Annotated in this window: 21 protein-coding genes; 10 read left to right on the top strand and 11 right to left on the bottom strand. The window is 71.2% G+C overall.

What is annotated here, in order from left to right:
* Positions 1–9: 9 nt before the first annotated feature.
* Together KCH48_RS11335 and KCH48_RS11330 are read left to right on the top strand one after the other, a co-directional pair.
* On the top strand, positions 10–1,236 hold the full coding sequence (locus tag KCH48_RS11335; protein WP_210572687.1) for a pyridoxal phosphate-dependent aminotransferase: 1,227 nt from the start codon (positions 10–12) through the stop codon (positions 1,234–1,236).
* 122 nt (positions 1,237–1,358) lie between these two features.
* A complete protein-coding gene (locus tag KCH48_RS11330; protein ID WP_210572682.1) occupies positions 1,359–2,390 on the top strand; it encodes an adenosine deaminase in 1,032 nt (343 codons plus the stop codon).
* A gap of 15 nt (positions 2,391–2,405) precedes the next feature.
* Here KCH48_RS11330 and KCH48_RS11325 read toward each other — a convergent pair whose 3' ends face one another.
* On the bottom strand, positions 2,406–3,032 hold the full coding sequence (locus KCH48_RS11325; RefSeq protein WP_307840861.1) for a helix-turn-helix domain-containing protein: 627 nt from the start codon (positions 3,030–3,032) through the stop codon (positions 2,406–2,408).
* Positions 3,033–3,152: 120 nt separating this feature from the next.
* On the opposite strand from KCH48_RS11325, the gene KCH48_RS11320 reads away from it, so the two are divergent.
* Positions 3,153–3,785, top strand: a complete 633-nt coding sequence (locus KCH48_RS11320) for an NAD(P)-dependent oxidoreductase (RefSeq protein ID WP_210572680.1) — start codon at positions 3,153–3,155, stop codon at positions 3,783–3,785.
* 28 nt (positions 3,786–3,813) lie between these two features.
* Here the strand turns inward: KCH48_RS11320 and KCH48_RS11315 are convergent, their stop codons facing one another.
* The 6 genes from KCH48_RS11315 to KCH48_RS11290 all read right to left on the bottom strand — a co-directional run bounded on the left by KCH48_RS11315 (position 3,814) and on the right by KCH48_RS11290 (position 8,212).
* Entirely contained in the window at positions 3,814–4,869 is a 1,056-nt protein-coding gene (locus tag KCH48_RS11315) for a UDP-N-acetylmuramate dehydrogenase (protein WP_210572677.1), read from the bottom strand.
* A 469-nt stretch (positions 4,870–5,338) separates the two neighbouring features.
* On the bottom strand, positions 5,339–5,989 hold the full coding sequence (locus KCH48_RS11310) for a TetR/AcrR family transcriptional regulator (protein WP_210572675.1): 651 nt from the start codon (positions 5,987–5,989) through the stop codon (positions 5,339–5,341).
* Positions 5,986–6,666, bottom strand: coding sequence for a DUF4166 domain-containing protein (locus tag KCH48_RS11305; protein ID WP_210572672.1), 681 nt, complete (start codon positions 6,664–6,666; stop codon positions 5,986–5,988). Before KCH48_RS11305 ends, KCH48_RS11310 begins: the two co-directional genes overlap by 4 nt.
* Complete coding sequence (locus tag KCH48_RS11300; protein ID WP_210572671.1) at positions 6,663–7,415, bottom strand: hypothetical protein; 753 nt, start codon at positions 7,413–7,415, stop codon at positions 6,663–6,665. The genes KCH48_RS11305 and KCH48_RS11300 overlap by 4 nt, the downstream gene beginning before the upstream one ends.
* A gap of 162 nt (positions 7,416–7,577) precedes the next feature.
* Positions 7,578–7,871, bottom strand: a complete 294-nt coding sequence (locus KCH48_RS11295) for an MTH1187 family thiamine-binding protein (protein ID WP_210572670.1) — start codon at positions 7,869–7,871, stop codon at positions 7,578–7,580.
* Positions 7,868–8,212, bottom strand: coding sequence for a DUF3817 domain-containing protein (locus tag KCH48_RS11290; RefSeq protein ID WP_210572668.1), 345 nt, complete (start codon positions 8,210–8,212; stop codon positions 7,868–7,870). Before KCH48_RS11290 ends, KCH48_RS11295 begins: the two co-directional genes overlap by 4 nt.
* Positions 8,213–8,407: 195 nt before the next feature.
* Between KCH48_RS11290 and KCH48_RS11285 the strand changes: the two genes are divergently transcribed.
* The 4 genes from KCH48_RS11285 (at position 8,408) to KCH48_RS11270 (ending at position 11,052) form a co-directional block, all read left to right on the top strand.
* On the top strand, positions 8,408–9,040 hold the full coding sequence (locus KCH48_RS11285) for an AIM24 family protein (RefSeq protein ID WP_210572666.1): 633 nt from the start codon (positions 8,408–8,410) through the stop codon (positions 9,038–9,040).
* Position 9,041: 1 nt separating this feature from the next.
* On the top strand, positions 9,042–9,692 hold the full coding sequence (locus tag KCH48_RS11280; RefSeq protein WP_210572665.1) for an AIM24 family protein: 651 nt from the start codon (positions 9,042–9,044) through the stop codon (positions 9,690–9,692).
* Between the two features lie 35 nt (positions 9,693–9,727).
* A complete protein-coding gene (locus KCH48_RS11275; RefSeq protein WP_210572975.1) occupies positions 9,728–10,483 on the top strand; it encodes an AIM24 family protein in 756 nt (251 codons plus the stop codon).
* 92 nt (positions 10,484–10,575) lie between these two features.
* Positions 10,576–11,052: a MarR family winged helix-turn-helix transcriptional regulator gene (locus tag KCH48_RS11270; RefSeq protein WP_210572664.1), complete on the top strand. Its 477-nt coding sequence runs from the start codon at positions 10,576–10,578 to the stop codon at positions 11,050–11,052.
* Between the two features lie 8 nt (positions 11,053–11,060).
* On the opposite strand, the gene KCH48_RS11265 is transcribed toward KCH48_RS11270, so the two are convergent.
* Positions 11,061–12,476: a HAMP domain-containing sensor histidine kinase gene (locus tag KCH48_RS11265; RefSeq protein ID WP_210572663.1), complete on the bottom strand. Its 1,416-nt coding sequence runs from the start codon at positions 12,474–12,476 to the stop codon at positions 11,061–11,063.
* Entirely contained in the window at positions 12,473–13,135 is a 663-nt protein-coding gene (locus tag KCH48_RS11260) for a response regulator transcription factor (protein WP_210572661.1), read from the bottom strand. Before KCH48_RS11260 ends, KCH48_RS11265 begins: the two co-directional genes overlap by 4 nt.
* A 115-nt stretch (positions 13,136–13,250) precedes the next feature.
* Here KCH48_RS11260 and KCH48_RS11255 point away from each other — a divergent pair, with 115 nt between their 5' ends.
* Positions 13,251–13,910, top strand: coding sequence for a PepSY domain-containing protein (locus KCH48_RS11255; RefSeq protein ID WP_210572659.1), 660 nt, complete (start codon positions 13,251–13,253; stop codon positions 13,908–13,910).
* A 110-nt stretch (positions 13,911–14,020) separates the two neighbouring features.
* On the opposite strand, the gene meaB is transcribed toward KCH48_RS11255, so the two are convergent.
* Entirely contained in the window at positions 14,021–14,977 is a 957-nt protein-coding gene (gene meaB / locus KCH48_RS11250; RefSeq protein WP_210572656.1) for a methylmalonyl Co-A mutase-associated GTPase MeaB, read from the bottom strand.
* A gap of 34 nt (positions 14,978–15,011) precedes the next feature.
* Complete coding sequence (locus KCH48_RS11245) at positions 15,012–16,214, bottom strand: acetyl-CoA C-acetyltransferase (RefSeq protein WP_210572650.1); 1,203 nt, start codon at positions 16,212–16,214, stop codon at positions 15,012–15,014.
* Positions 16,215–16,361: 147 nt separating this feature from the next.
* Here KCH48_RS11245 and mce point away from each other — a divergent pair, with 147 nt between their 5' ends.
* Both mce and scy read left to right on the top strand, forming a co-directional pair.
* Entirely contained in the window at positions 16,362–16,802 is a 441-nt protein-coding gene (gene mce / locus KCH48_RS11240; protein WP_210572649.1) for a methylmalonyl-CoA epimerase, read from the top strand.
* 211 nt (positions 16,803–17,013) lie between these two features.
* Positions 17,014–20,829 (top strand): polarized growth protein Scy, encoded by a 3,816-nt coding sequence (gene scy / locus KCH48_RS11235; protein ID WP_307840860.1) that lies wholly within the window; start codon positions 17,014–17,016, stop codon positions 20,827–20,829.
* Positions 20,830–20,939 lie beyond the last annotated feature (110 nt).

Below are 20,939 nucleotides of genomic sequence, written 5' to 3'. Positions count from 1 at the left end.
ATGGGGCCCATGAGCCCTGCAACCCCTCCCACCGAGCGCCGGGTCTCCGCCCGAGTCGGCGCGATCTCCGAGTCCGCCACCCTCGCTGTGGACGCCAAGGCCAAGGCCCTCAAGGCCGCCGGGCGTCCGGTGATCGGCTTCGGCGCGGGTGAGCCCGACTTCCCGACCCCGGACTACATCGTCGAGGCCGCGATCGAGGCCTGCAAGAACCCGAAGTACCACCGCTACACGCCCGCGGGTGGCCTCCCCGAGCTGAAGGCCGCGATCGCCGCGAAGACGCTGCGCGACTCCGGTTACGAGGTCGACCCGTCGCAGATCCTCGTCACCAACGGCGGCAAGCAGGCGATCTACGAGGCCTTCGCCGCGATCCTCGACCCGGGCGACGAGGTCATCGTCCCGGCGCCGTACTGGACGACGTACCCGGAGTCGATCCGGCTGGCCGGCGGTGTGCCGGTGGACGTCGTCGCGGACGAGACGACCGGCTACCGGGTGAGCGTGGAGCAGTTGGAGGCGGCGCGCACGGAGAAGACGAAGGTCGTCCTCTTCGTCTCCCCGTCGAACCCGACCGGCGCGGTCTACAGCGAGCAGGACACCGAGGCGATCGGCCGCTGGGCCGCGGAGCACGGCCTGTGGGTGCTGACGGACGAGATCTACGAGCACCTGGTGTACGGCGACGCCGCGTCCGTGTCGCTGCCCGCGCTGCTGCCCGAGCTGCGTGACAAGTGCATCGTGGTCAACGGGGTGGCCAAGACGTACGCCATGACGGGCTGGCGGGTGGGCTGGATCATCGGCCCGAAGGACGTGGTGAAGGCGGCGACGAACCTCCAGTCGCACGCCACGTCGAACGTGTCGAACGTCGCCCAGGTGGCGGCGCTGGCCGCGGTCTCCGGCGACCTGGACGCGGTCGCGAAGATGCGCGAGGCCTTCGACCGGCGCCGCAGGACGATCGTGCGGATGCTCAACGAGATCGACGGCGTGGTGTGCCCGGAGCCGGAGGGCGCCTTCTACGCGTACCCGTCGGTGAAGGGCCTGCTCGGCAAGGAGATCCGCGGCAAGCGCCCGCAGGACTCGGTCGAGCTGGCCGCGCTGATCCTGGAGGAGGCCGAGGTGGCGGTCGTACCCGGCGAGGCCTTCGGCACTCCGGGCTATCTGCGGCTGTCGTACGCCCTGGGTGACGAGGATCTCGTCGAGGGTGTCTCGCGGATCCAGAAGCTGCTGGCGGAGGCCCGCGACTGACGGTTCCTCTCCGGCCTGGGGCACATACCGATGTCGGTATGTGCCCCATTCGTTTGTGCGAGCAAGACCACTAACGGGGAAAGCGCTACCGGGAGGGCGGGAACGTACGGCAGGATCCTGGGATGGAGCGTGTACGTGATGTCTCTGAGCTGCCGAAAGCCCATCTGCACCTGCACTTCACCGGCTCGATGCGGCCCACCACCCTGCTGGAGCTGGCCGACAAGTACGGCGTGCGGCTGCCCGAGGCGCTGACCGATGCGCTGACGGGCGGGGAGCCGCCGAGACTGCGGGCTACGGACGAGCGGGGCTGGTTCCGCTTCCAGCGGCTGTACGACTCGGCGCGCTCGTGTCTGCGGGAGCCCGAGGACATCCAGCGGCTGGTGCGGGAGGCCGCGGAGGAGGACATCAAGGACGGCTCGGGGTGGCTGGAGATCCAGGTCGACCCGACGTCGTACGCCCCTCGGCTGGGCGGTCTGATCCCGGCGCTGGAGGTCATCCTGGACGCGGTCGACTCGGCGATGCGGGAGACCGGGCTCGGGATGCGGGTGCTGGTCGCCGCGAACCGGATGAAGCATCCGCTGGACGCCCGCACGCTGGCCCGGCTGGCGGTGCGGTACGCGGACCGGGGTGTGGTCGGCTTCGGGTTGTCGAACGACGAACGGCGGGGCATGGCGCGGGACTTCGACCGCGCGTTCCACATCGCGCGCGAGGGCGGCCTGCTGTCGGCTCCGCACGGCGGTGAGCTGACCGGCCCGGCGTCGGTGCGGGACTGCCTGGACGACCTGCACGCGAACCGGATCGGGCACGGCGTACGGGCGGCGGAGGACCCGCGGCTGCTGAAGCGGCTCGCCGACCGGGGGATCACCTGCGAGGTGTGCCCGGCGTCGAATGTGGCCCTCGGTGTCTACGAGGAACCGGAGGACATCCCGCTGCGGACGCTGTTCGAGGCGGGCGTCCCGATGGCGCTGGGCGCCGACGACCCGCTGCTCTTCGGCTCCCGGCTGGCCGCCCAGTACGAGCTGGCCCGCCGCCACCACGCCTTCACGGACGCCGAGTTGGCGGAGCTGGCCCGCCAGTCGGTACGGGCGTCCGCGGCGCCGGAGGATGTGCGGCGCAAGCTGCTGTCGGGCATCGACGACTGGCTGACGGCGTAGCTCACGCGGTGCGCCTCATGCGGTGACGCCGGCCAGGAGCGTGCGGGCGAGCCGCCGGGCGAAGGTGTCCAGGGGCGGCCGTACGCCTTCCGGTGTGGCGTCGTAGGCGAACGCGCGCTGGGCACAGGCGCCGAGGAGCAGGGACGCGGCCGCGAAGGTGTCGGCGTCGGCGCGGACGCGGCCCGCGTCCCGCTCCGCGCGGAGGTAGGCGTCCAGGCCCTCGATGGGCTTGTGCGGCCCCATGCCCATCTGCCGCATCGCGTCGTCGTGCCGTCGCTTCAGCTGGGTCTCGGCGTACAGCGAGGCGGCGATCGGGAAGCTCTGCTCGTAGAACAGGGCGGCCTGGCGGGCGATCTCGGTGAGGTTCTCCTCCAGCGTGTGCCCGCCCGGTTCGGCGGCGAGGCTGGTCAGCAGGGGGCCGAGGCGGGGCAGACGCTCGGCGAGGACGCGGATGAACAGGTCCTCCTTGCTCGCGAAGTGCTTGTAGAGCGCGGCCTCCGAGCAGCCGGCCGCCTTGGCGATCTCCTTGGTGGTGGCGCGGGCCAGGCCGAGGGTGAGCATCAGCTCGTGGGCGGCGTCGAGGATGCGGACGCGGGTGGGTTCGCGGGCGGGTTCGCGGGCGGGTTTCTGCACGGATTCCACGAGGGCGGACCTTACCGGGGTTGACGGGTGGGTGAGTACTTACCCACTCTGGAGTGAGGTGGGGTGAGTGAACACTCACCCACCCAGAGAGACGGCATTGCGGAGACGGGAGAACCACCCATGAACCTCACGGTTTTCGGTGCCACCGGCGGCATCGGGCAGGAGATCGTCCGGCAGGCGCTGACCGCCGGGCACCAGGTGACGGCGGTCGTACGGGATCCCGCGCGGCTTGCGGTGAGGGGCGCCGGTCTGGAGGTGTTCCGGGCGGACGTCACCGATCCGGAAGCGCTGCGTCCCGCGGTGACCGGCCGGGACGCGGTTCTTTCGGGTCTCGGCGCGCGGAGCCGTAAGGACGCCGGGGTCGCCGCCCGTCTCACGCGCACGGTGCTGCGGGCCATGGAGGCGGAGGGCACGCGGCGGCTGCTGGTGGTGAGCGCGGCTCCGGTCGGGCCCGCGCCGGAGGGGGACGGCCCTCTCGATCGCGCCATGCGGGGTCTGGTCTCCGCGGTCCTGAAGGACGTCTACGACGACCTCAGGGAGATGGAGGCGGAGCTCGCCCGCAGCGCGGTCGACTGGACCTCGGTGCGACCGCCCCGGCTCCAGGACAAGCCGCTCACCGGCAGGTACCGCATGGTCGTCGGCGGCACTCCGGCCAAGGGCCGCTTCATCGGCCGCGCGGACGTGGCCCACGCGATGCTGGCGATGACGGACGAGCCGGGGGCGGTGAAGCAGGGGGTGGGGGTCGCCTACTGACCCCCACGTGACCTACTGACGCTGGCCCTTACAAGGTCACGCCCACGGTCACCGGTTCGTTGACCAGCGTGATCCCGAAGGCCTCGCGAACACCGGCGACGACCTCACGGGCGAGCGCCAGCAGGTCCTCGGTGGTCGCGTCGCCGCGGTTGGTGAGGGCGAGGGTGTGCTTGGTGGAGATGCGGGCCGGGCCGGTGCCGTAGCCCTTGGTGAAGCCGGCCTTGTCGATCAGCCAGGCGGCGGAGGTCTTGGTGTGGCCGTCGCCCGCGGGATAGGCGGGCGGCTCCACGCCGTCGCCGAGCCGGGCGTGCACGCGCGCGTGGAACTCGGCGAATTCCGCGTCGGTGAGGATCGGGTTGGTGAAGAAGGATCCGGCGGACCAGGTGTCGTGGTCCTCGGGGTCCAGGACCATGCCCTTGCCGGTGCGGAGCTTGAGCACGGTCTCGCGGGCGGCGGTGAGGGGCACGCGGTCGCCTGGGTCCACGCCCAGGGCGCGGGCCGTCTCGGCGTACTTGATGGGGGCGGAGAGGCCGTCGGCGTCCTCCAGCTGGAGGCGGACGCGTAGGACGACGTAGCGCTCGGGGGCTGCCTTGAAGCGGCTGTGGCGGTACGAGAAGGCGCAGTCGGTGTTGTGGAGGGTGACCGTCTCGCGGGTCGTTCGGTCGTAGGCGACGACCTCTGTGATCGTCGAGGAGACCTCCTGGCCGTACGCGCCGACGTTCTGGATCGGGGTCGCGCCTGCCGAGCCGGGGATGCCGGCCAGGCACTCGATGCCGGCGAGTCCGGCGTCTACGGTGCGGGCGACTGCGTCCGTCCATACCTCGCCGGCGGCCAGTTCGAGGGTGGTGCCGGTGAGGTCGAAGCCTTGGGTGGCGATGCGCAGGGCCGTGCCGTCGAAGCCCTTGTCGCCGATGACCAGGTTCGAGCCGCCGCCGATGAGCAGCAGGGGCGTTCCGTTGTCGTCGGCTTCCCGTACGACGGAGACCGCCTCGGCGTCGGTCGTCGCGGTGACCAGGCGAGCGGCGGGGCCGCCCAGGCGGAAGGTGGTCAGGGGGGCGAGGGGGGCGTCGTGGAGTTCCTGCACGGGCTCAAGAGTACGAGACGGTGGGTGGGGGCTTGGGTGTGATGCCTCCCGGCGGGGGGTGCGGGTGGGTGGGGGTGCGCGTAGCGCGTTCGGTTGGTGGTGGGGTCGGGGCCGCGGTGGGGGTGTCCGTCCTCGGAACGTCGCGGCTCGGTCTGCTGGTGAGGTGCCCGTGTTGACGCGACAACCGCTGCGGGCGGACACCCCCACCGCGTCCCCTTCCCGCCGCGGGCGACCGCGGGTCCGTGGTTGCATACGCGGCGCCCCGCCCACGGGCGACCGCGGGTCCGTGGTGGCATGCGCGGCAGGACGCCGGGCCGCCCGGGCGCGTAGGCGACTGCGGGCGGCCCGATCTCCGCCGCCCCAGCTGCGGGCATGCGTGCCGCCTGGGGCGGCACGGGTGGGCGCAGGCGGCACCCCGTCAGCGCCGGGCTGCGCGACCCACCCCCGCCCCAGCCATCGTGCCGGGGCGTCAGCGGCGGCTGGTTCGGCGGAGGTGGTGGCGTACTGCTCGCTGGGCGACCGGGCCGAGTTCCTCCAACGCGCCCAGGAGGAAGCCGAGTTGTTCCAGGGCGTCCAGCGCCGCGGTCGCCCCCACCGCGTCCACCCCTTCGTACAGTTCGATGCCTACGAAGGACGCGGCGACCGCGCGCGCCAGCCCCGCGGGGTCCGCGAACTCGCCGAAGGGTGTCGCCGTCAGGACGCGGGTGAGGACGTTCTCGATCTCGACGATCCACAGGTCGAGCCCCGCCGCCGTGGCCGGGCCGAGGTTCTCGTGGGTCTGGGCGCCGGCGAGGAGCTGGCCGAGGAGGGCGACATGGCCTCCGGCGCGTTCCTGTTCGTGGATTTCCCGGCCGACGGTGAGGAGTTCGGAGAGGGACGTGACGGTGGCCAGGCGGGGGCGGTAGCGCGCCACTGTCTGCTCCGCGCCGTATCTGCACGCCGCCGCCAGCAACTCGTCCACCGAACCGAAGTGGTAGAAGACCAGCGCCTGATTGACCCCGGCGGCGGCCGCCACCGTGCGGGCCGAGGTCTTGGCGATGCCCTGCTCGGTGAGCGTCCGCAGCGCGCCCTCGAGGAGTTTGGTCTTGGTCTCGAGGGACTTCGCCGTCTCGGGGCTCATGCGCGGCACTCCTCGCGGACGGGGCGGAGTCCGGGGCGTACATCGCATCGTTGTGTGTTCGTGTACGTCGCCCTGAATGAGCCCTCGTAGCCGAACAGCGGGCCGAAGTAGCGGTTCACGACCTGGACTTGGATGCGGAAGCGGGCCGTGTCGTCGTCGTAACTCTCACGCACCTGCGCCGTCGCGCCGATCAGTTCGGGGACGCGTACGTCCACCGGGCCCTCCCGGAAGCGGTGTTCGCCGGAGCTGATGAGGAGGGAGCCGTCGGGCTCCGCTGTGAAGTGGAGGTCGGTGGCCAGGTGCTGGTGGGTGCCGAGGTAGTCGAGGATGCGGTCGCCCTTGGGGCTGAGCACCATCTGGGCGTCGAATCGGCGGGGGCCGCCGGGCAGGTCGAAGGTGCGCACGAAGGTCACCGTCTCACGGCCGTAGGTGTCCACGTAGGGGACGTTCTCGATGGTGAAGGGGACGTTCCGGCCGGTGCGCGGGACGAGTATGTTCCGGGTGGTGCCGAGCGCGAGGAAGGGTTTGAGCCAGGGGCCGCCGTGCCAGATGCGGTGCATGACGCCTTGGCCCGTGCATGCCTCGCCGGTTGAGAGGCCGACCGAGAAGCGGCGCTGTAGTTGGGGGTGCAGGCGGTCGAAGTCCGTGCCCATCACGGTGCGGAAGATCGACGTCATGACAGCTCCTTCAGCGTGCGCAGGACACGCGGGGCACCCGCGCGCGTGGGTGGGGTGCGCAGGCAGCGGCGGGCGGCGGGCGTGCAGGCGAGGGGGGACTTGAGGAGGGCCGTGCAGATGGCGAGCGTCAGGAAGAGGGGGTAGACGTACGCCATCGTCGGCGCGAACGGGCCGAAGAGGGTGAGGGAGGAGGCCTTGAGCAGGGCCGTGGCCGAGAGCGTGAGGATCAGGGCTCGTACGGTCATTTCCGCCAGCCAGTTCAGGAGGGCTCGCTCGGGGGTGATCCCGCGCTCCAGCCAGAGGCGGAGGCGGTCGAAGGACCATGCCGTCACCCAGCCCATCAGGGGGCGGAGGACGAGGCGGTCGGCCAGTGCGCCGAGGGCGCCCCAGCGGGGGCGGTAGTCGTAGCCGGTGAGGAAGCGGACTCCGTCGCCGTCGGGGACGTAACGCCAGTAGCCGCTGCCCTCGGCGAGCAGGGAGAGGGGGTGCCGGGAGGCGAAGCGCAGGGCCGAGGTGCGGGTGCCGTCGGGGCGTTCCTTCTCGCCGGCCGAGACGCCGGTGCCGGCGATGGTGAGGAAGGGCAGCACGCGCGTGGCGTAGCGGAAGCGCTGCGGCTCGCCCTCGGCGCGTGGGAGGTAGTCGATCTCGGTGAAGCGGAGGTCCCAGCGCTGGTGCTGGGAGGGGTCCTGGGTGTGGGTCCAGAGGTCGTCGAGTTCGGCGCGTATGAATGCCTCTATGGAGAGACCCATCGTTCTTCCCCCTGGTGAGCGTGGTGTGAGCAGGTTTTTGAGCGGGTGCTCAAACTGTCTGGGGCGGGAGCCTAGCAGTTTTTTGAGCGATCGCTCAAAGAGAGGGGACGAGAAAACCCCGGCCCTTGTCGGGCCGGGGTTCGCTGTTGACGTGCGTGCCGGCTATTCGGCCAGGTGTCGCTCCACCGTCTCCACCTTGGAGGTGAGACCGTCGGTCACGCCGGGGCGGATGTCCGCCTTGAGGACCAGGGACACGCGCGGGGCGCGCTGCTCTACGGCGGCGACCGCTCGCTTGACGACGTCCATGACCTCGTCCCAGTCACCCTCGACGGAGGTGAACATCGCGTCCGTACGGTTGGGCAGGCCGGACTCGCGGACCACGCGGACGGCGTCGGCGACGTACTCCCCCACGTCCTCGCCGACGCCCAGCGGCGTCACGGAGAAGGCGACGATCACGCGTTCACGATTCCTTCCTTGCGGGCGCGGGAGGCGATCACCGCGTTCTCGGCCTCGCGCTTGAGCTTGCGCTCGGCGAAGAAGCCGCCGGCCGGGAGGACGGAGAGGACGAAGTACAGGGCGGCGGTCTTCGTGGACCACTTCGTACGGTTCCAGGCGTCCGCCCAGAAGATCACGTACAGGATGAAGAGGGCGCCGTGGATCATGCCCATCGGGCGTACGGCGTCGAATTCGGTGGTCCGCTTCAGCACCGAGCAGACGAGCAGGAGCAGGAACGACACCGCCTCGGGGACCGAGACGAGGCGGAGGCGGCGGAGGGCGGCGGCGGTCTTGAGGTCCACGGGTCACCTTCGGTGGGAGAGGCGTCGACTGCTTGTGAACACGAGCACAAACGTCCTCCCATTGTGGCAAACGGCTGTGGGTGCGCGTGGCCGGGGGTGCGGCCCGCTCCGCCCTTAGGGGTGCGGTCAGGGTCGATCTCCACCCGTGGGGCCTGTTGGCGGGACACCGGCTGCGGCTACCTTCACACCGTGGCGATGTTCCGACTTCAAGGCAGCAAGGTGCTCGCCGTCGACATGACCGGGGACGCCGTGAAGGCGAAGAACGGCTCGATGGTCGCGTACGACGGGCAGATGGCCTTCAAGAAGCTGAGCGGCGGCGGTGAGGGCATCCGCGGGATGGTGACGCGGCGGATCACCGGGGAGCAGATGACGGTGATGGAGGTGAGGGGGCAGGGGACCTGTTGGTTCGCGGACCGGGCGTCCGAGATCAACCTCGTGAGTCTCCAGGGGGACAAGCTGTTCGTGGAGTCCAGCAACCTGCTGGCGACCGACTCCGGGCTGCGGACGGGCACGTCCTTCACCGGGGTGCGCGGCGCCTCGCAGGGCAATGGGCTGTTCACCACGACCGTCGAGGGGCACGGTCAGGCGGCGATCATGTCCGACGGGCCGGCTGTGGCGCTGCGGGTGAGTCCGCAGTATCCGCTGAGCGTCGACCCGGGGGCCTATGTGGCGCATCAGGGGAATCTGCGGCAGTCGTTCCAGTCGGGTGTGACGTTCCGCACGTTCATGGGCGAGGGCGGCGGTGAGGCCTTCCAGATCCGCTTCGAGGGCGATGGGCTCGTGTATGTCCAGCCCAGTGAGCGGAACACCGTCGCGGGGGATGTGTGACATGGGCTTCCGTGAGGTCAACTCGAAGATGGTCGAGGCGACTGTGATGCCGGGGCAGCGGCTGTTCAGTCAGCGCGGGGCCATGCTCGCCTACAAGGGCGAGGTGTCCTTCACGCCCAACACGGCCGGGGGCCAGGGCGGGATCATGTCGATGATCGGGCGCCGGGTCGCCAATGAGGACACGCCGCTGATGACCGTCGAGGGCAGCGGCACGGTGCTGTTCGGGCACGGCGGCCACCACGTCCAGGTGATCAACCTCGCCGGCGACACGCTGTGCGTGGAGGCGGACCGGCTGCTCGCCTTCGAGGGCACGCTTCAGCAGGGGACGATGTTCCTGGGGTCGCAGGGCGGCGTGATGGGCATGGTGCGGGGCCAGGTGTCGGGCCAGGGACTGTTCACCACCACCCTCAAGGGGCAGGGCGCGGTCGCGGTGATGGCGCACGGCGGTGTCTTCGAGATACCGATCACCCCCCAGCGGCCCGTCCATGTCGACCCGCAGGCGTACGTCGCCCACCACGGCGACGTACGCAACAAGCTGTCGACCGCGCTGGGCTGGCGGGACATGGTGGGCCGCGGCTCCGGCGAGGCGTTCCAGCTGGAGCTGAGCGGCAACGGCGCGGTGTACGTCCAGGCCTCGGAGGAGAAGCTGTGACCTACGGAACCCCGGGCGTCGTCGTCCACGACCCGATGACCCTGCCCGCCGACGACAACGTGAACGCGTACACCTTCTGCGTGGAGCTCAAGGGCTCCCAGTGGTTCCTGCAGAAGGGGAAGATGATCGCCTACTACGGCTCGATCGACTTCAACGGCATCGGGCACGGCCGTTTGGACCGTCTTGTCCGTACGTCGTTTCATTCGCCTCTGCACGCGAGCGACTGGGTCGTGGCGGAGGGCTCGGGCAAGATGCTCCTCGCCGACCGGGCCTTCGACGTGAATCCGTACGACCTCGAGAACGGCAACTTGACCATTCGCTCGGGCAACCTCCTCGCTTTTCAGCCAAGTCTCGCGCTCAAGCAGTCGATCGTTCCGGGTTTTCTGACGCTGATCGGAACCGGCAAGTTCATAGCCGCATCTAACGGCCCGGTGGTGTTCATGGAACCGCCGATCCGGGTGGACCCGCAGGCGCTCGTCGGCTGGGCCGACTGCCCGTCGCCGTGCCATCACTACGACCACGGCTATATGACGGGCCTGATGGGCGGTCTACGTGCGATGACGGGCCTCGGCGGGGCCTCCGGAGAGGAGCATCAGTTCGAGTTCGTGGGAGCGGGTACGGTCCTGCTGCAGTCCACCGAGACCCTGATGGCCGAGCAGGCCACGGGGGCGGTCCCGCAGCAGGCCGGCGTACCCGGTGGCCATGGGGGACAGACAGGGCCCGGACAGCAAGCCGGCGCACCGCGTCTTCCCGGACAGCTGGGGGACCTCCAGCGTCGCTTCGGGCTGTGAGCGGTAGTCTGCGGAGTGTGACGTCGAACGCGTGCACGCAGTCACACCACCCTCACTAGTTCGCCTTTCAACATTTTAGGTAGACTTCATTCATGGAGACCGAGACGGCCACGCGCTGGCTGACCGATGCGGAGCAGTGCGCCTGGCGCACCCACCTGGAGGTCAACAGGCTGTTGACGTACCAGCTCGAGAAGGACCTGCAGCCGTTCGGCCTGACGATGAACGACTACGAGATCCTGGTGAATCTCTCCGAGTCGGAGGGCGTACGGATGCGGATGAGCGACCTCGCGTCCGCCACCCTCCAGTCCAAGAGCCGCCTCTCACACCAGATCACCCGCATGGAGAACGCGGACCTGGTGCGGCGCGAGAACTGCGAGTCCGACCGCCGCGGGCTGTACGCGGTGCTGACCGAGCACGGCATGGAGACGATGCAGAAGGTCGCGCCCCATCATGTGGCGTCTGTGCGGAGGCACTTCATCGATCTGCTGTCCCCCGAGGCACTGACCGAGCTCGACAAGGCGCTGAAGCCGATCGCAGAGCACCTGCGCGGGCAGCGAGGGCGCCCCTGACGTCCTGATCAGGCAAGCGGCAGGCGGAGTGCGAACAGGGCTCCGCCTGCCGGTGCGTCCCGCACCGTGAGCGTGCCGCCGTGGCGTACGGCGACGTCCCGGGCGATGGCGAGGCCCAGCCCCGCGCCGCCGTCGTCACGGCTGCGGGCGGCGTCCAGCCGTACGAACCGCTCGAAGATCCGCTCCCGGTCGGCCTCCGGCACCCCGTCACCGTCGTCGGCGACCTCGACCACCACCCGGTCTCCGTCCCGCCGTACGGCCACGGTGACCGCCGATCCGGCGTGCCGCTGAGCGTTGTCCAGCAGATTGGCCAGCACCCGCCCCAACTGCCCGCGTGATCCGGCCACTTCCACCGCATCGGCGGCCTCGACCGTCACACCTGCCCGGCCCGCGCCCTCTTCCCGCGCCAGCGCGGCGAGGTCCACCCGGGTGCCGGCCGGCCCCTCCCCCGCGTCGAGCCGGGCCAGCAGCAGCAGGTCGGCGGCCAGGTGCTGCAGCCGTACGGTGTCGGCGACCGCCCCGTCCAGGTCCAGCAGCTCCGGGTGGGCGGCGGCCACCTCCAGCTGGGTGCGCAACGACGCGATCGGGCTGCGCAGCTCGTGGGAGGCGTCGGCGACGAACCGCCGCTGGCGCTCCACGGAGGCCTCCAGGGCGGCCAGCGTCTCGTTCGTCGTCCGGGCGAGCCTGGCCACCTCGTCGTGCGTGTCCGGCACCGGCACGCGGCGTGCCAGGTCCTCGGAGGCGGTGATCGCGGCCATCTCACCGCGGATGCCCTCGACCGGGCGCAGCGCGCGCCGGGTGACCAGCCAGGTCACGCCCGCGACGACGCCGAGCAGCAGCGGGAAGCCGATCAGCATGACGGTCAGCGCGGTGTTGACGGCGCTCTGCTCGGCGGACAGCGGGGCGCCCGCGTAGACGGTCAGCGCGCCCTTGCCCGGCACCTCCACAGGGACCTCGGCGAACCGGTATTCGGCCGTCTCCCCCTCGATGGTCGCGGAACCGTCGTGGAACTTGGCATTCCGGCCGATCTCACCGGGTTCCAGGGACTGGTCGTCGGCGTCGTCGTCATCGTCGTCGTCGCCCGCCGCCGGGCTGCGCCCCGGCGTCTGCGGCCGTACCGCGTCCGTGCCCGTCCCGCTGATCCGCTCCAGCTTCTCGCTGGCCGCGACGAGCCTGCCGTCCGCGTCGACGACCTGGACCGGCTGGTCGTCGTCCAGGGAGAGCTGGTCGTACGCCGTCCCGGCCGCGAGGTCGGCGGCCACCTCCCGCGCGGACCGCTCGGCCTGCGTGCCCGCCTCGCCGACGAGGTTGGACCGCAGGGACAGCAGGACGGCGGTCCCGGCCGCGAGCAGTGCCACGGCGACGACGAGGGTGGCGCCGAGCGTCGCCCGGGAGCGTACGGAGCCGAAGAGCCGTCGTCTCACGCCGTCTCCAGCCGGTAGCCGGCGCCGCGCACCGTCCGGATGAGCCCGGCGCGCAGCTTGCGCCGCAGGGTGCTGACGTACACCTCGACGATGTTCGGGTCGCCCTCGTACGCGAAGTCCCAGACGTGCTCCAGGATCTCGGCCTTGGACACCACCTCTCCGGCCCGCAGCACGAGCTGCTCCAGGACCGCGAACTCCTTGGCGGTCAGGGTGACTTCGTCCTCGGCCAGGAAGACCCGGCGGGCGGCGGTGTCGACCTTCAGCTCGCCGTGGACGTGCACGGGCGAGGCGCCGGCGCCCTGCCGTCGCCGCATCAGGGCCTTGATCCGGGCGACCAGGACGACGTACGAGAACGGCTTGGTGAGGTAGTCGTCCGCGCCCGTGTCGAGGCCCTCCGCCTCGTCGTACTCGCCGTCCTTCGCGGTGAGCATCAGGATCGGCACGTCGTGGCCGGCGGCGCGCAGGGCGGCGCAGACGCGGTAGCCGTTGAGGCCGGGGAGCATGATGTCGAGGATCACCAGGTCGTACGTCCCCTCGGTCGCCCGGTGCAGGCCTTCGCGGCCGTCGTGGACGACGTCGACGGCGTAGCCCTCGGCCGTCAGGCCCTTGGCGAGCGACAGGGCGAGCCGCTTTTCGTCCTCCACGATCAACAGGCGCATGCGTACAGCGTGACAAAGCCAAGCTGAAGATCTCTTCAGGCGGCTTCAGGTTCCCCTCAGCGTCGGTCAGCGAGATTGATTCCCGTCGAACGCAAACGACTCAGGAGGAATCAGCATGAAGCGCAACATCGTGATCGCCGCCGTCACGGCCGCCGCACTGATCGGAGGCGGTACGGCCACGGCACTCGCGGTCACGGGGGACGACGACGCGCCCGCACGGCAGAAGGACGCGACCGTGGCACGGGACGACGACGCCGCGCCGCGCGTCGAGTCCGGCACCGTGACCGCCGCCGACGCGATCGCCGCCGCCCTCAAGGAAGCCCCGGGCACCGCGGTCTCCGCCGAACTGGACGATGACCGTGACGACGACGGGGACGACGGGGACGACGGTCCGGCCGGGTGGAAGGTCGGCATCCTCGCCGACGACAACACCTGGCACCAGGTCCGCATCGACCCGGCCGACGGCAAGGTCCTCGGCTCCCACACCGGGCGCGAGGACGATGACGACGACACCGCCGGCGTACGCGCCGCCCTCAAGGGCACCTCCGTGACCGCCGCGCAGGCCGCCGAGGCCGCCGCCGCCAAGGGAACGGTGACGGACGTGGACCTCGACGACGACGGCCGCGCGAAGGGCTGGGACGTCAGCACAGGCTCGGGCAGGGTCGACCACGACTGGCGCGTCGACCTGAAGACGGGCAAGGTCACGGCGGACTCGGACGACGACCGCAGTGACGACCGGGACGACCGCGCTGACGACGACCACGACGACGACTGACGAACGCTTGGCCGTCGTTCGGCTGCGGGTCCGTCGTGGCTGGTCGCGCCCGCGCGGCGGAGCCGCATATCGATACAGCCCCGCGCCCCTTCGGGGCGCGGCTCCGACCGTCAGCCCGCCGTGATCCCCGCCACCAGTTCGTCCGCCGCCCCATACGGATCCAGCTCCCCCGCCACGATCCGCTCCGCCAGCGCGCTCAGGCGGCGGTCGCCGTGGAGGTCGCCGATGCGTTCGCGCAGGGCGGTGACGGCGATGGTCTCGACCTCGCGGGAGGCGCGGGCGAGCCGGCGCTCGGCGAGGACGCCGTGCTCCTCCATCCAGGCGCGGTGCTTCTCCAGCGCTTCGAGGACCTCGTCGATGCCCTCGGCGCGGGAGGCGACCGTCTTGACGATCGGGGGGCGCCAGTCGCCCGGGCCCCGGGACTCGCCGAGGCCCAGCATGTGGTTCAGTTCGCGGGCGGTCGCGTCGGCGCCGTCGCGGTCGGCCTTGTTGACGACGTACACATCGCCGATCTCCAGGATTCCGGCCTTGGCCGCCTGGATGCCGTCGCCCATGCCGGGGGCCAGGAGGACCACGCTCGTGTCCGCCTGCGAGGCGATCTCGACCTCCGACTGGCCGACGCCGACGGTCTCGACCAGGATCACGTCGCAGCCGGCCGCGTCCAGGACGCGGATCGCCTGCGGCGCGGACCACGCGAGGCCGCCCAGGTGGCCGCGCGTCGCCATGGAGCGGATGTAGACGCCGGGGTCGGAGGCGTGCTCCGACATACGGACGCGGTCGCCGAGCAGGGCGCCGCCGGAGAACGGCGAGGACGGGTCGACGGCGAGCACGCCGACCCGTTTGCCCTGCTTGCGATACGCCGTCACCATCGCCGACGTCGATGTCGACTTGCCGACACCCGGCGAGCCGGTGAGGCCGACCACGTACGCGTTGCCCGTCAACGGGGCCAGCGCCGTCATGACCTCGCGCAGCTGCGGGGACGCCCCCTCCACCAGGGAGATCAGCCGGGCCACGGCCCGCGGCCGGCCTTCTCTGGCCTGGGCCACCAGAGTGGAGACGTCCTGCATCACAGCTCCGTTCAGCTCGCCTACGAAATCGACATCAGGCCTTGGGTACCCGCACGACGAGCGCGTCACCCTGCCCGCCGCCGCCGCACAGCGCGGCCGCGCCGACACCGCCACCCCGGCGCTTCAGCTCCAGCGCCAGGTGCAGCACGAGGCGGGCGCCCGACATGCCGATCGGGTGGCCCAGGGCGATCGCGCCACCATTGACGTTCACCCTTTCGCTGGACACTCCGAGGTCCTTCATTGACTGGACGGCGACCGCCGCGAACGCCTCGTTGATCTCGATGAGGTCGAGGTCCGCGACCTCCAGGCCCTCCTTCTTCAGGGCGTGCAGGATCGCGTTCGACGGCTGCGACTGGAGCGAGTTGTCCGGACCGGCCACATTGCCGTGGGCGCCGATCTCGGCGATCCACTCGAGGCCCAGCTCCTGCGCCTTGGTCTTGCTCATCACGACCACGGCCGCCGCACCGTCGGAGATCTGCGAGGCCGAACCCGCGGTGATCGTGCCGTCCTTGGCGAACGCCGGGCGCAGCTTGCCCAGCGACTCGGCCGTCGTCTCGGCGCGGATGCCCTCGTCCTCGCTGAAGACGACCGGCTCGCCCTTGCGCTGCGGGATCTCGACCGGGGTGATCTCGGCCTCGAAGACGCCGTTCTTCTGGGCGGCCGCGGCGCGCTGGTGGGACAGGGCGGCGATCTCGTCCTGCTCGGGGCGCGCGATGCCCAGCTTCGTGTTGTGCTTCTCGGTCGACTGGCCCATGGGGACGTTCTCCCACGGGTCGGTCAGACCGTCGTACGCCATGGCGTCGAGCATCTCGATCGCCCCGTACTTGTATCCCTCACGGGACTTCGGGAGCAGATGGGGTGCGTTGGTCATGGACTCCTGACCGCCGGCCACGATCACGTCGAACTCGCCGGCGCGGATCAGCTGGTCCGCGAGCGCGATCGCGTCGAGGCCCGACAGGCACACCTTGTTGACGGTGAGCGCCGGGACGTTCATCGGAATGCCCGCCTTGACCGCGGCCTGGCGTGCCGGGATCTGCCCTGCCCCGGCCTGGAGCACCTGGCCCATGATCACGTACTGCACCTGGTCGCCGCCGATCCCCGCACGGTCGAGGGCGGCCTTGATCGCGAAGCCGCCAAGATCGGCCCCGGAGAACGACTTGAGAGAGCCGAGCAACCGACCCATCGGAGTGCGGGCACCCGCGACGATGACGGATGTCGTGGTGTTCGTTCCAGACATGAGGTGCGATCCCCTTTCAGCTGCACAGCTGAGGAGTGAACGAGGGTTTACTTCGAATGTACTGAGCGGTAGTCCACCGCGTCATCCGGCAGTCGGTGTGATCGCGCGCACGTTGCGTAACCGCTCCCGTAGCGCTGCACTGACTTCATGCTGACGCGAATCGACCACATCGGGATCGCCTGCTTCGACCTCGACAAGACCGTCGAGTTCTACCGGGCCACCTATGGCTTCGAGGTGTTCCACTCCGAGATCAACGAGGAGCAGGGCGTACGCGAGGCCATGCTCAAGATCAACGATACGTCCGACGGCGGGGCGTCCTACCTCCAGCTCCTGGAGCCCACCCGCGAGGACTCGACCGTCGCGAAGTGGCTGGCGAAGAACGGGGAGGGCGTCCACCACATCGCCTTCGGCACGGCGGATGTGGACGCCGACGCCGCGGACATCAAGGACAAGGGCGTACGCGTGCTCTACGAAGAGCCCCGACGCGGCTCCATGGGGTCACGGATCACGTTCCTGCACCCCAAGGATTGCCATGGCGTCCTGACAGAACTGGTCACTTCGGCGCCTGTTGAGTCACCTGAGCACTGACCCCCGTACATATGGGCCGGTAGGGTTGGGGGCGGTCGCCGCTCAACCCTGTGGTGACCGCTGGCCGGGGTCCGGGTTTCGGGGGGCGAGCGTCGGGGCGGCAGCCCGTGCTCCGCCGTTGATCTGACACCATTCCCCGGGGGCCCCGTTCGGCGGATGGACGGTGCTCGTTTGGAGAGACTTGCGACCAGGGGACGGATGGGACCGCGCAGTGCGGGGCTACGAAAGCCAGGAGCGAGAGCCGGCGGCTGACGTCGACCACCTCTCTCGGTTCGAGGCCGAGATGGATCGGCTGAAGACCGAGCGGGAAAAGGCGATCCAGCACGCCGAGGACCTCGGCTACCAGGTCGAGGTGCTGCGCGCCAAGCTGCACGAGGCGCGGCGCACCCTCATGTCCCGGCCCGCCTACGAGGGCGGCGACATCGGCTACCAGGCCGAGCAGTTGCTGCGCAACGCCCAGATGCAGGCCGACCAGCTGCGGCTCGACGCCGAGCGGGAGATGAGCCAGGCTCGGGCGCAGACCCAGCGGATCCTCCAGGAGCACGCCGAGCAGGCCGCCCGGCTCCAGGCGGAGCTGCACCAGGAGGCGGTCACCCGCCGCCAGCAGCTCGACCAGGAGCTGGCCGAGCGCCGGCAGACCGTCGAGTCGCACGTCAACGAGAACGTGGCATGGGCCGAGCAGCTGCGCGCCCGCAGCGAGCAGCAGGCCCGCCGGCTCCTCGAGGAGTCCCGCGCGGAGGCCGAGAAGGCCATGGCCACCGCCCGCGCCGAGGCCGAGCGGCTCACCGCCGAGGCCCGGCAGCGGCTGACCAGCGAGGCCGAGACGGCCCGCGCGGAGGCCGAGCAGCTGCTGCGCCGGGCCCGCACGGACGCCGAGCGGCTGCTGAACGCGGCGTCCACCCAGGCCCAGGAGGCCACGGACCACGCCGAGCAGCTGCGCAGTTCCACGACGAACGAGTCGGAGTCGGCCCGCCGCCAGGCCACCGAGATGAGCCGGGCCGCCGAGCAGCGGATGGCGGAGGCCGAGAAGGCGCTGCGCACGGCGCAGGCCGAGGCCGAGAAGGTGCTCACCGAGGCCAAGGAGGCCGCCGCCAAGGCCCTCTCCAGCGCCGAGGCGGCCAACGAGCAGCGCACGCGTACGGCAAAGGAGCAGGTCGCCCGGCTGGTCAGCGAGGCCACCAAGGAGGCCGAGACCACCAAGTCGGACGCCGAACAGATCGTCTCGGACGCCCGTGCCGAGGCCGAGCGGATCGTCGAGGAGGCCGCCGAGAAGGCCCGCACCCTCACCGCCGAGGAGAGCGCGACCCAGCTGTCGAAGGCGGCCAAGACCGCCGAGGACGTCCTCAACAAGGCGCAGGAGGACGCGCAGAACACCACCAAGGCGGCTGCCGAGGAGGCCGAGCGGATCCGCCGCGAGGCGGAGGCCGAGGCCGACCGGCTGCGCGCCGAGGCGCACGACATCGCCGAGCAGCTCAAGGGCTCGGCGAAGGACGACACCAAGGAGTACCGCGCCAAGACGGTCGAGCTGCAGGAGGAGGCCCGCCGGCTGCGCGGCGAGGCCGAGCAGCTGCGCGCCGACGCGGTGGCCGAGGGCGAGAAGATCCGCGCGGAGGCGCGCAAGGAGGCCGTCCAGCAGATCGAGGAGGCGGCCAAGACCGCCGAGGAGCTGCTCTCCAAGGCGAAGGCCGACGCCGACGAGCTGCGCCAGACCGCCCAGTCGGACAGCGAGAAGGTCCGTACGGAGGCGATCGAGCGGGCGACGACGCTGCGCCGCCAGGCCGAGGAGACCCTGCAGCGCACCCGCCAGGAGGCCGAGCGGCACCGCGAGGAGGTCGTCGAGCAGGCCGAGGGCATCAAGGCGGACGCCGAGCAGGCCTCGCGTGAGCTGCGCGAGGAGACCGAGCGCGCCATAGAGGCCCGCCGCGCCGAGGCCGCCGAGGGACTGACCCTGCTGCACACGGAGGCCGAGGAGCGGCTCGCGGCGGCAGAGCAGGCGCTGGCCGACGCCCGTGAGGAGGCCGCGCGGATCCGCCGGGAGGCCGCCGAGGAGACGGAGCGGCTGCGCTCCGAGGCCGCCGAGCGGATCCGTACGCTCCAGGCGCAGGCCGAGGCGGAGGCCGAGCGGCTGCGGGACGAGGCCGCGTCGGACGCGTCCGCCTCCCGCGCGGAGGGCGAGGCCATCGCCGTACGCCTGCGGTCGGAGGCCGCGGCGGAGGCCGAGCGGCTGAAGTCGGAGGCCCAGGACACCGCCGACCGGGTACGGGCAGAGGCACAGGCCGCCGCCGAGCGGCTCGGCACGGAGGCCACGGAGACGCTGGCCGCCGCCCAGGAGGAGGCCGCCCGGCGCCGCCGAGAGGCCGAGGAACTCCTCGGCTCCGCGCGCCAGGAGGCGGACCAGGAGCGGCAGCGGGCCCGCGAGCAGAGCGAGGAGCTGCTGGCCTCCGCGCGCAACCGCGTGGAGGAGGCGCAGACCGAGGCGCTCCGGCTGATCGAGGAGGCCGACCGGCGCGCCAACGAGATGGTGTCGGCCGCCGAGCAACACGCCCAGCAGGTACGGGACTCGGTCGTCGGGCTGCACGAGCAGGCCCAGGAGGAGATCACCGGGCTGCGCTCCGCCGCCGAGCACGCGGCGGACCGTACCCGGCGCGAGGCGCAGGAGGAGGCCGACCGGGTTCGCACGGACGCCTACGCCGAGCGGGAGCGGGCCAGCGAGGACGCGGGCCGTGTCCGGCGCGAGGCGGCCGAGGAGACGGAGGCCGCCAAGTCCCTTGCGGAGCGCACCGTTTCGGAGGCGATCGCCGAGTCGGAGCGGCTGCGTTCGGACGCGGCCGAGCACGCCCAGCGGGTGCGCACCGAGGTGTCGGACCTCACCGAGCAGGCCGAGCAGGACGCCTCGCGCACCCGGGCGGACGCCCGCGAGGACGCCAACCGCATCCGGTCGGACGCGGCGACGCAGGCGGACACCCTCATCACCGAGGCGCGGTCCGAGGCGGAGCGGCTGGCCAATGAGACGGCCGCCCAGGCCGAGCAGCGGCTGTCGGACGCGACCAGCGAAGCGGAGCGGCTGCGCGCGGAGGCCGCCGACACCGTCGGCGCGGCCCAGCAGCACGCCGAGCGGGTCCGGGCCGAGTCGGCGCGGGTCAAGGCGGAGGCCGAAGCCGAGGCCGAGCGGCTGGTCAACGGCGCACGCGAGGAGGCCGAGCGCGCCCTCGACGAGGCCCGCAAGGAGTCCAACAAGCGGCGCTCCGAGGCGGCCGAGCAGGTCGACAAGCTCATCACGGAGACCACGGCCGAGGCGGACAAGCTGCTCACCGAGGCGCAGCAGCAGGCGCACAAGACGACGGCCGAGGCGGAGGCGCAGGCCGACACGATGGTCGGCGCGGCCCGCAGCGAGGCCGACCGGCTGGTGTCCGAGGCGACCGTCGAGGGCAACGGGATGGTGGAGAAGGCCCGTACGGACGCGGACGAGTTGCTCGTCGGCGCCCGCCGGGACGCCACCGCGATCCGGGAGCGCGCCGAGGAGCTGCGCGACCGCATCACGACGGAGATCGAGGAGCTGCACGAGCGGGCCCGCCGTGAGTCGGCCGAGACGATGAAGTCGGCGGGCGACCGCTGCGACGCGCTCATCAAGGCCGCCGAGGAACAGCTCGCCAAGGCGCAGGCGAAGGCCAAGGAGCTGGTCTCGGAGGCCAACTCCGAGGCGGGCAAGGTCCGTATCGCCGCGGTCAAGAAGGCCGAGGGGCTGCTCAAGGAGGCCGAGCAGAAGAAGGCGACGCTCGTCAGGGAGGCCGAGGAGCTCAAGGCCGAGGCGATCCGCGAGGCGAAGCGGACGGTCGAGGAGGGCAAGCGCGAGCTGGAGACGCTGGTGCGGCGCCGTGAGGACATCAACGCCGAGATCTCCCGCGTGCAGGACGTCCTGGAGGCGCTCGAGTCCTTCGAAGCGCCGTCCGCGGGCAAGGACGGCGCGGTCAAGGCGGGTGCGACGGTCGGCGCCCCCCGATCGGGTGGCAAGTCGCCGGAGAGCTAGCGCAGTCGAGGAGTTTCGGTGTCTTCTGGGGCCTTTGACCAAGTCTTTGGCAAGCCGTCTGAGGGTTAGCCACCCAAAAGGGGTGTCATTCTCCAGATCAAACACGCATC

It is taken from the genome of Streptomyces sp. GESEQ-4, from assembly GCF_017948455.1.
Lineage (GTDB): Bacteria > Actinomycetota > Actinomycetes > Streptomycetales > Streptomycetaceae > Streptomyces.
Note: the sequence above shows the minus strand (reverse complement) of the source record. Positions and strands in the feature narration are given on the sequence as shown.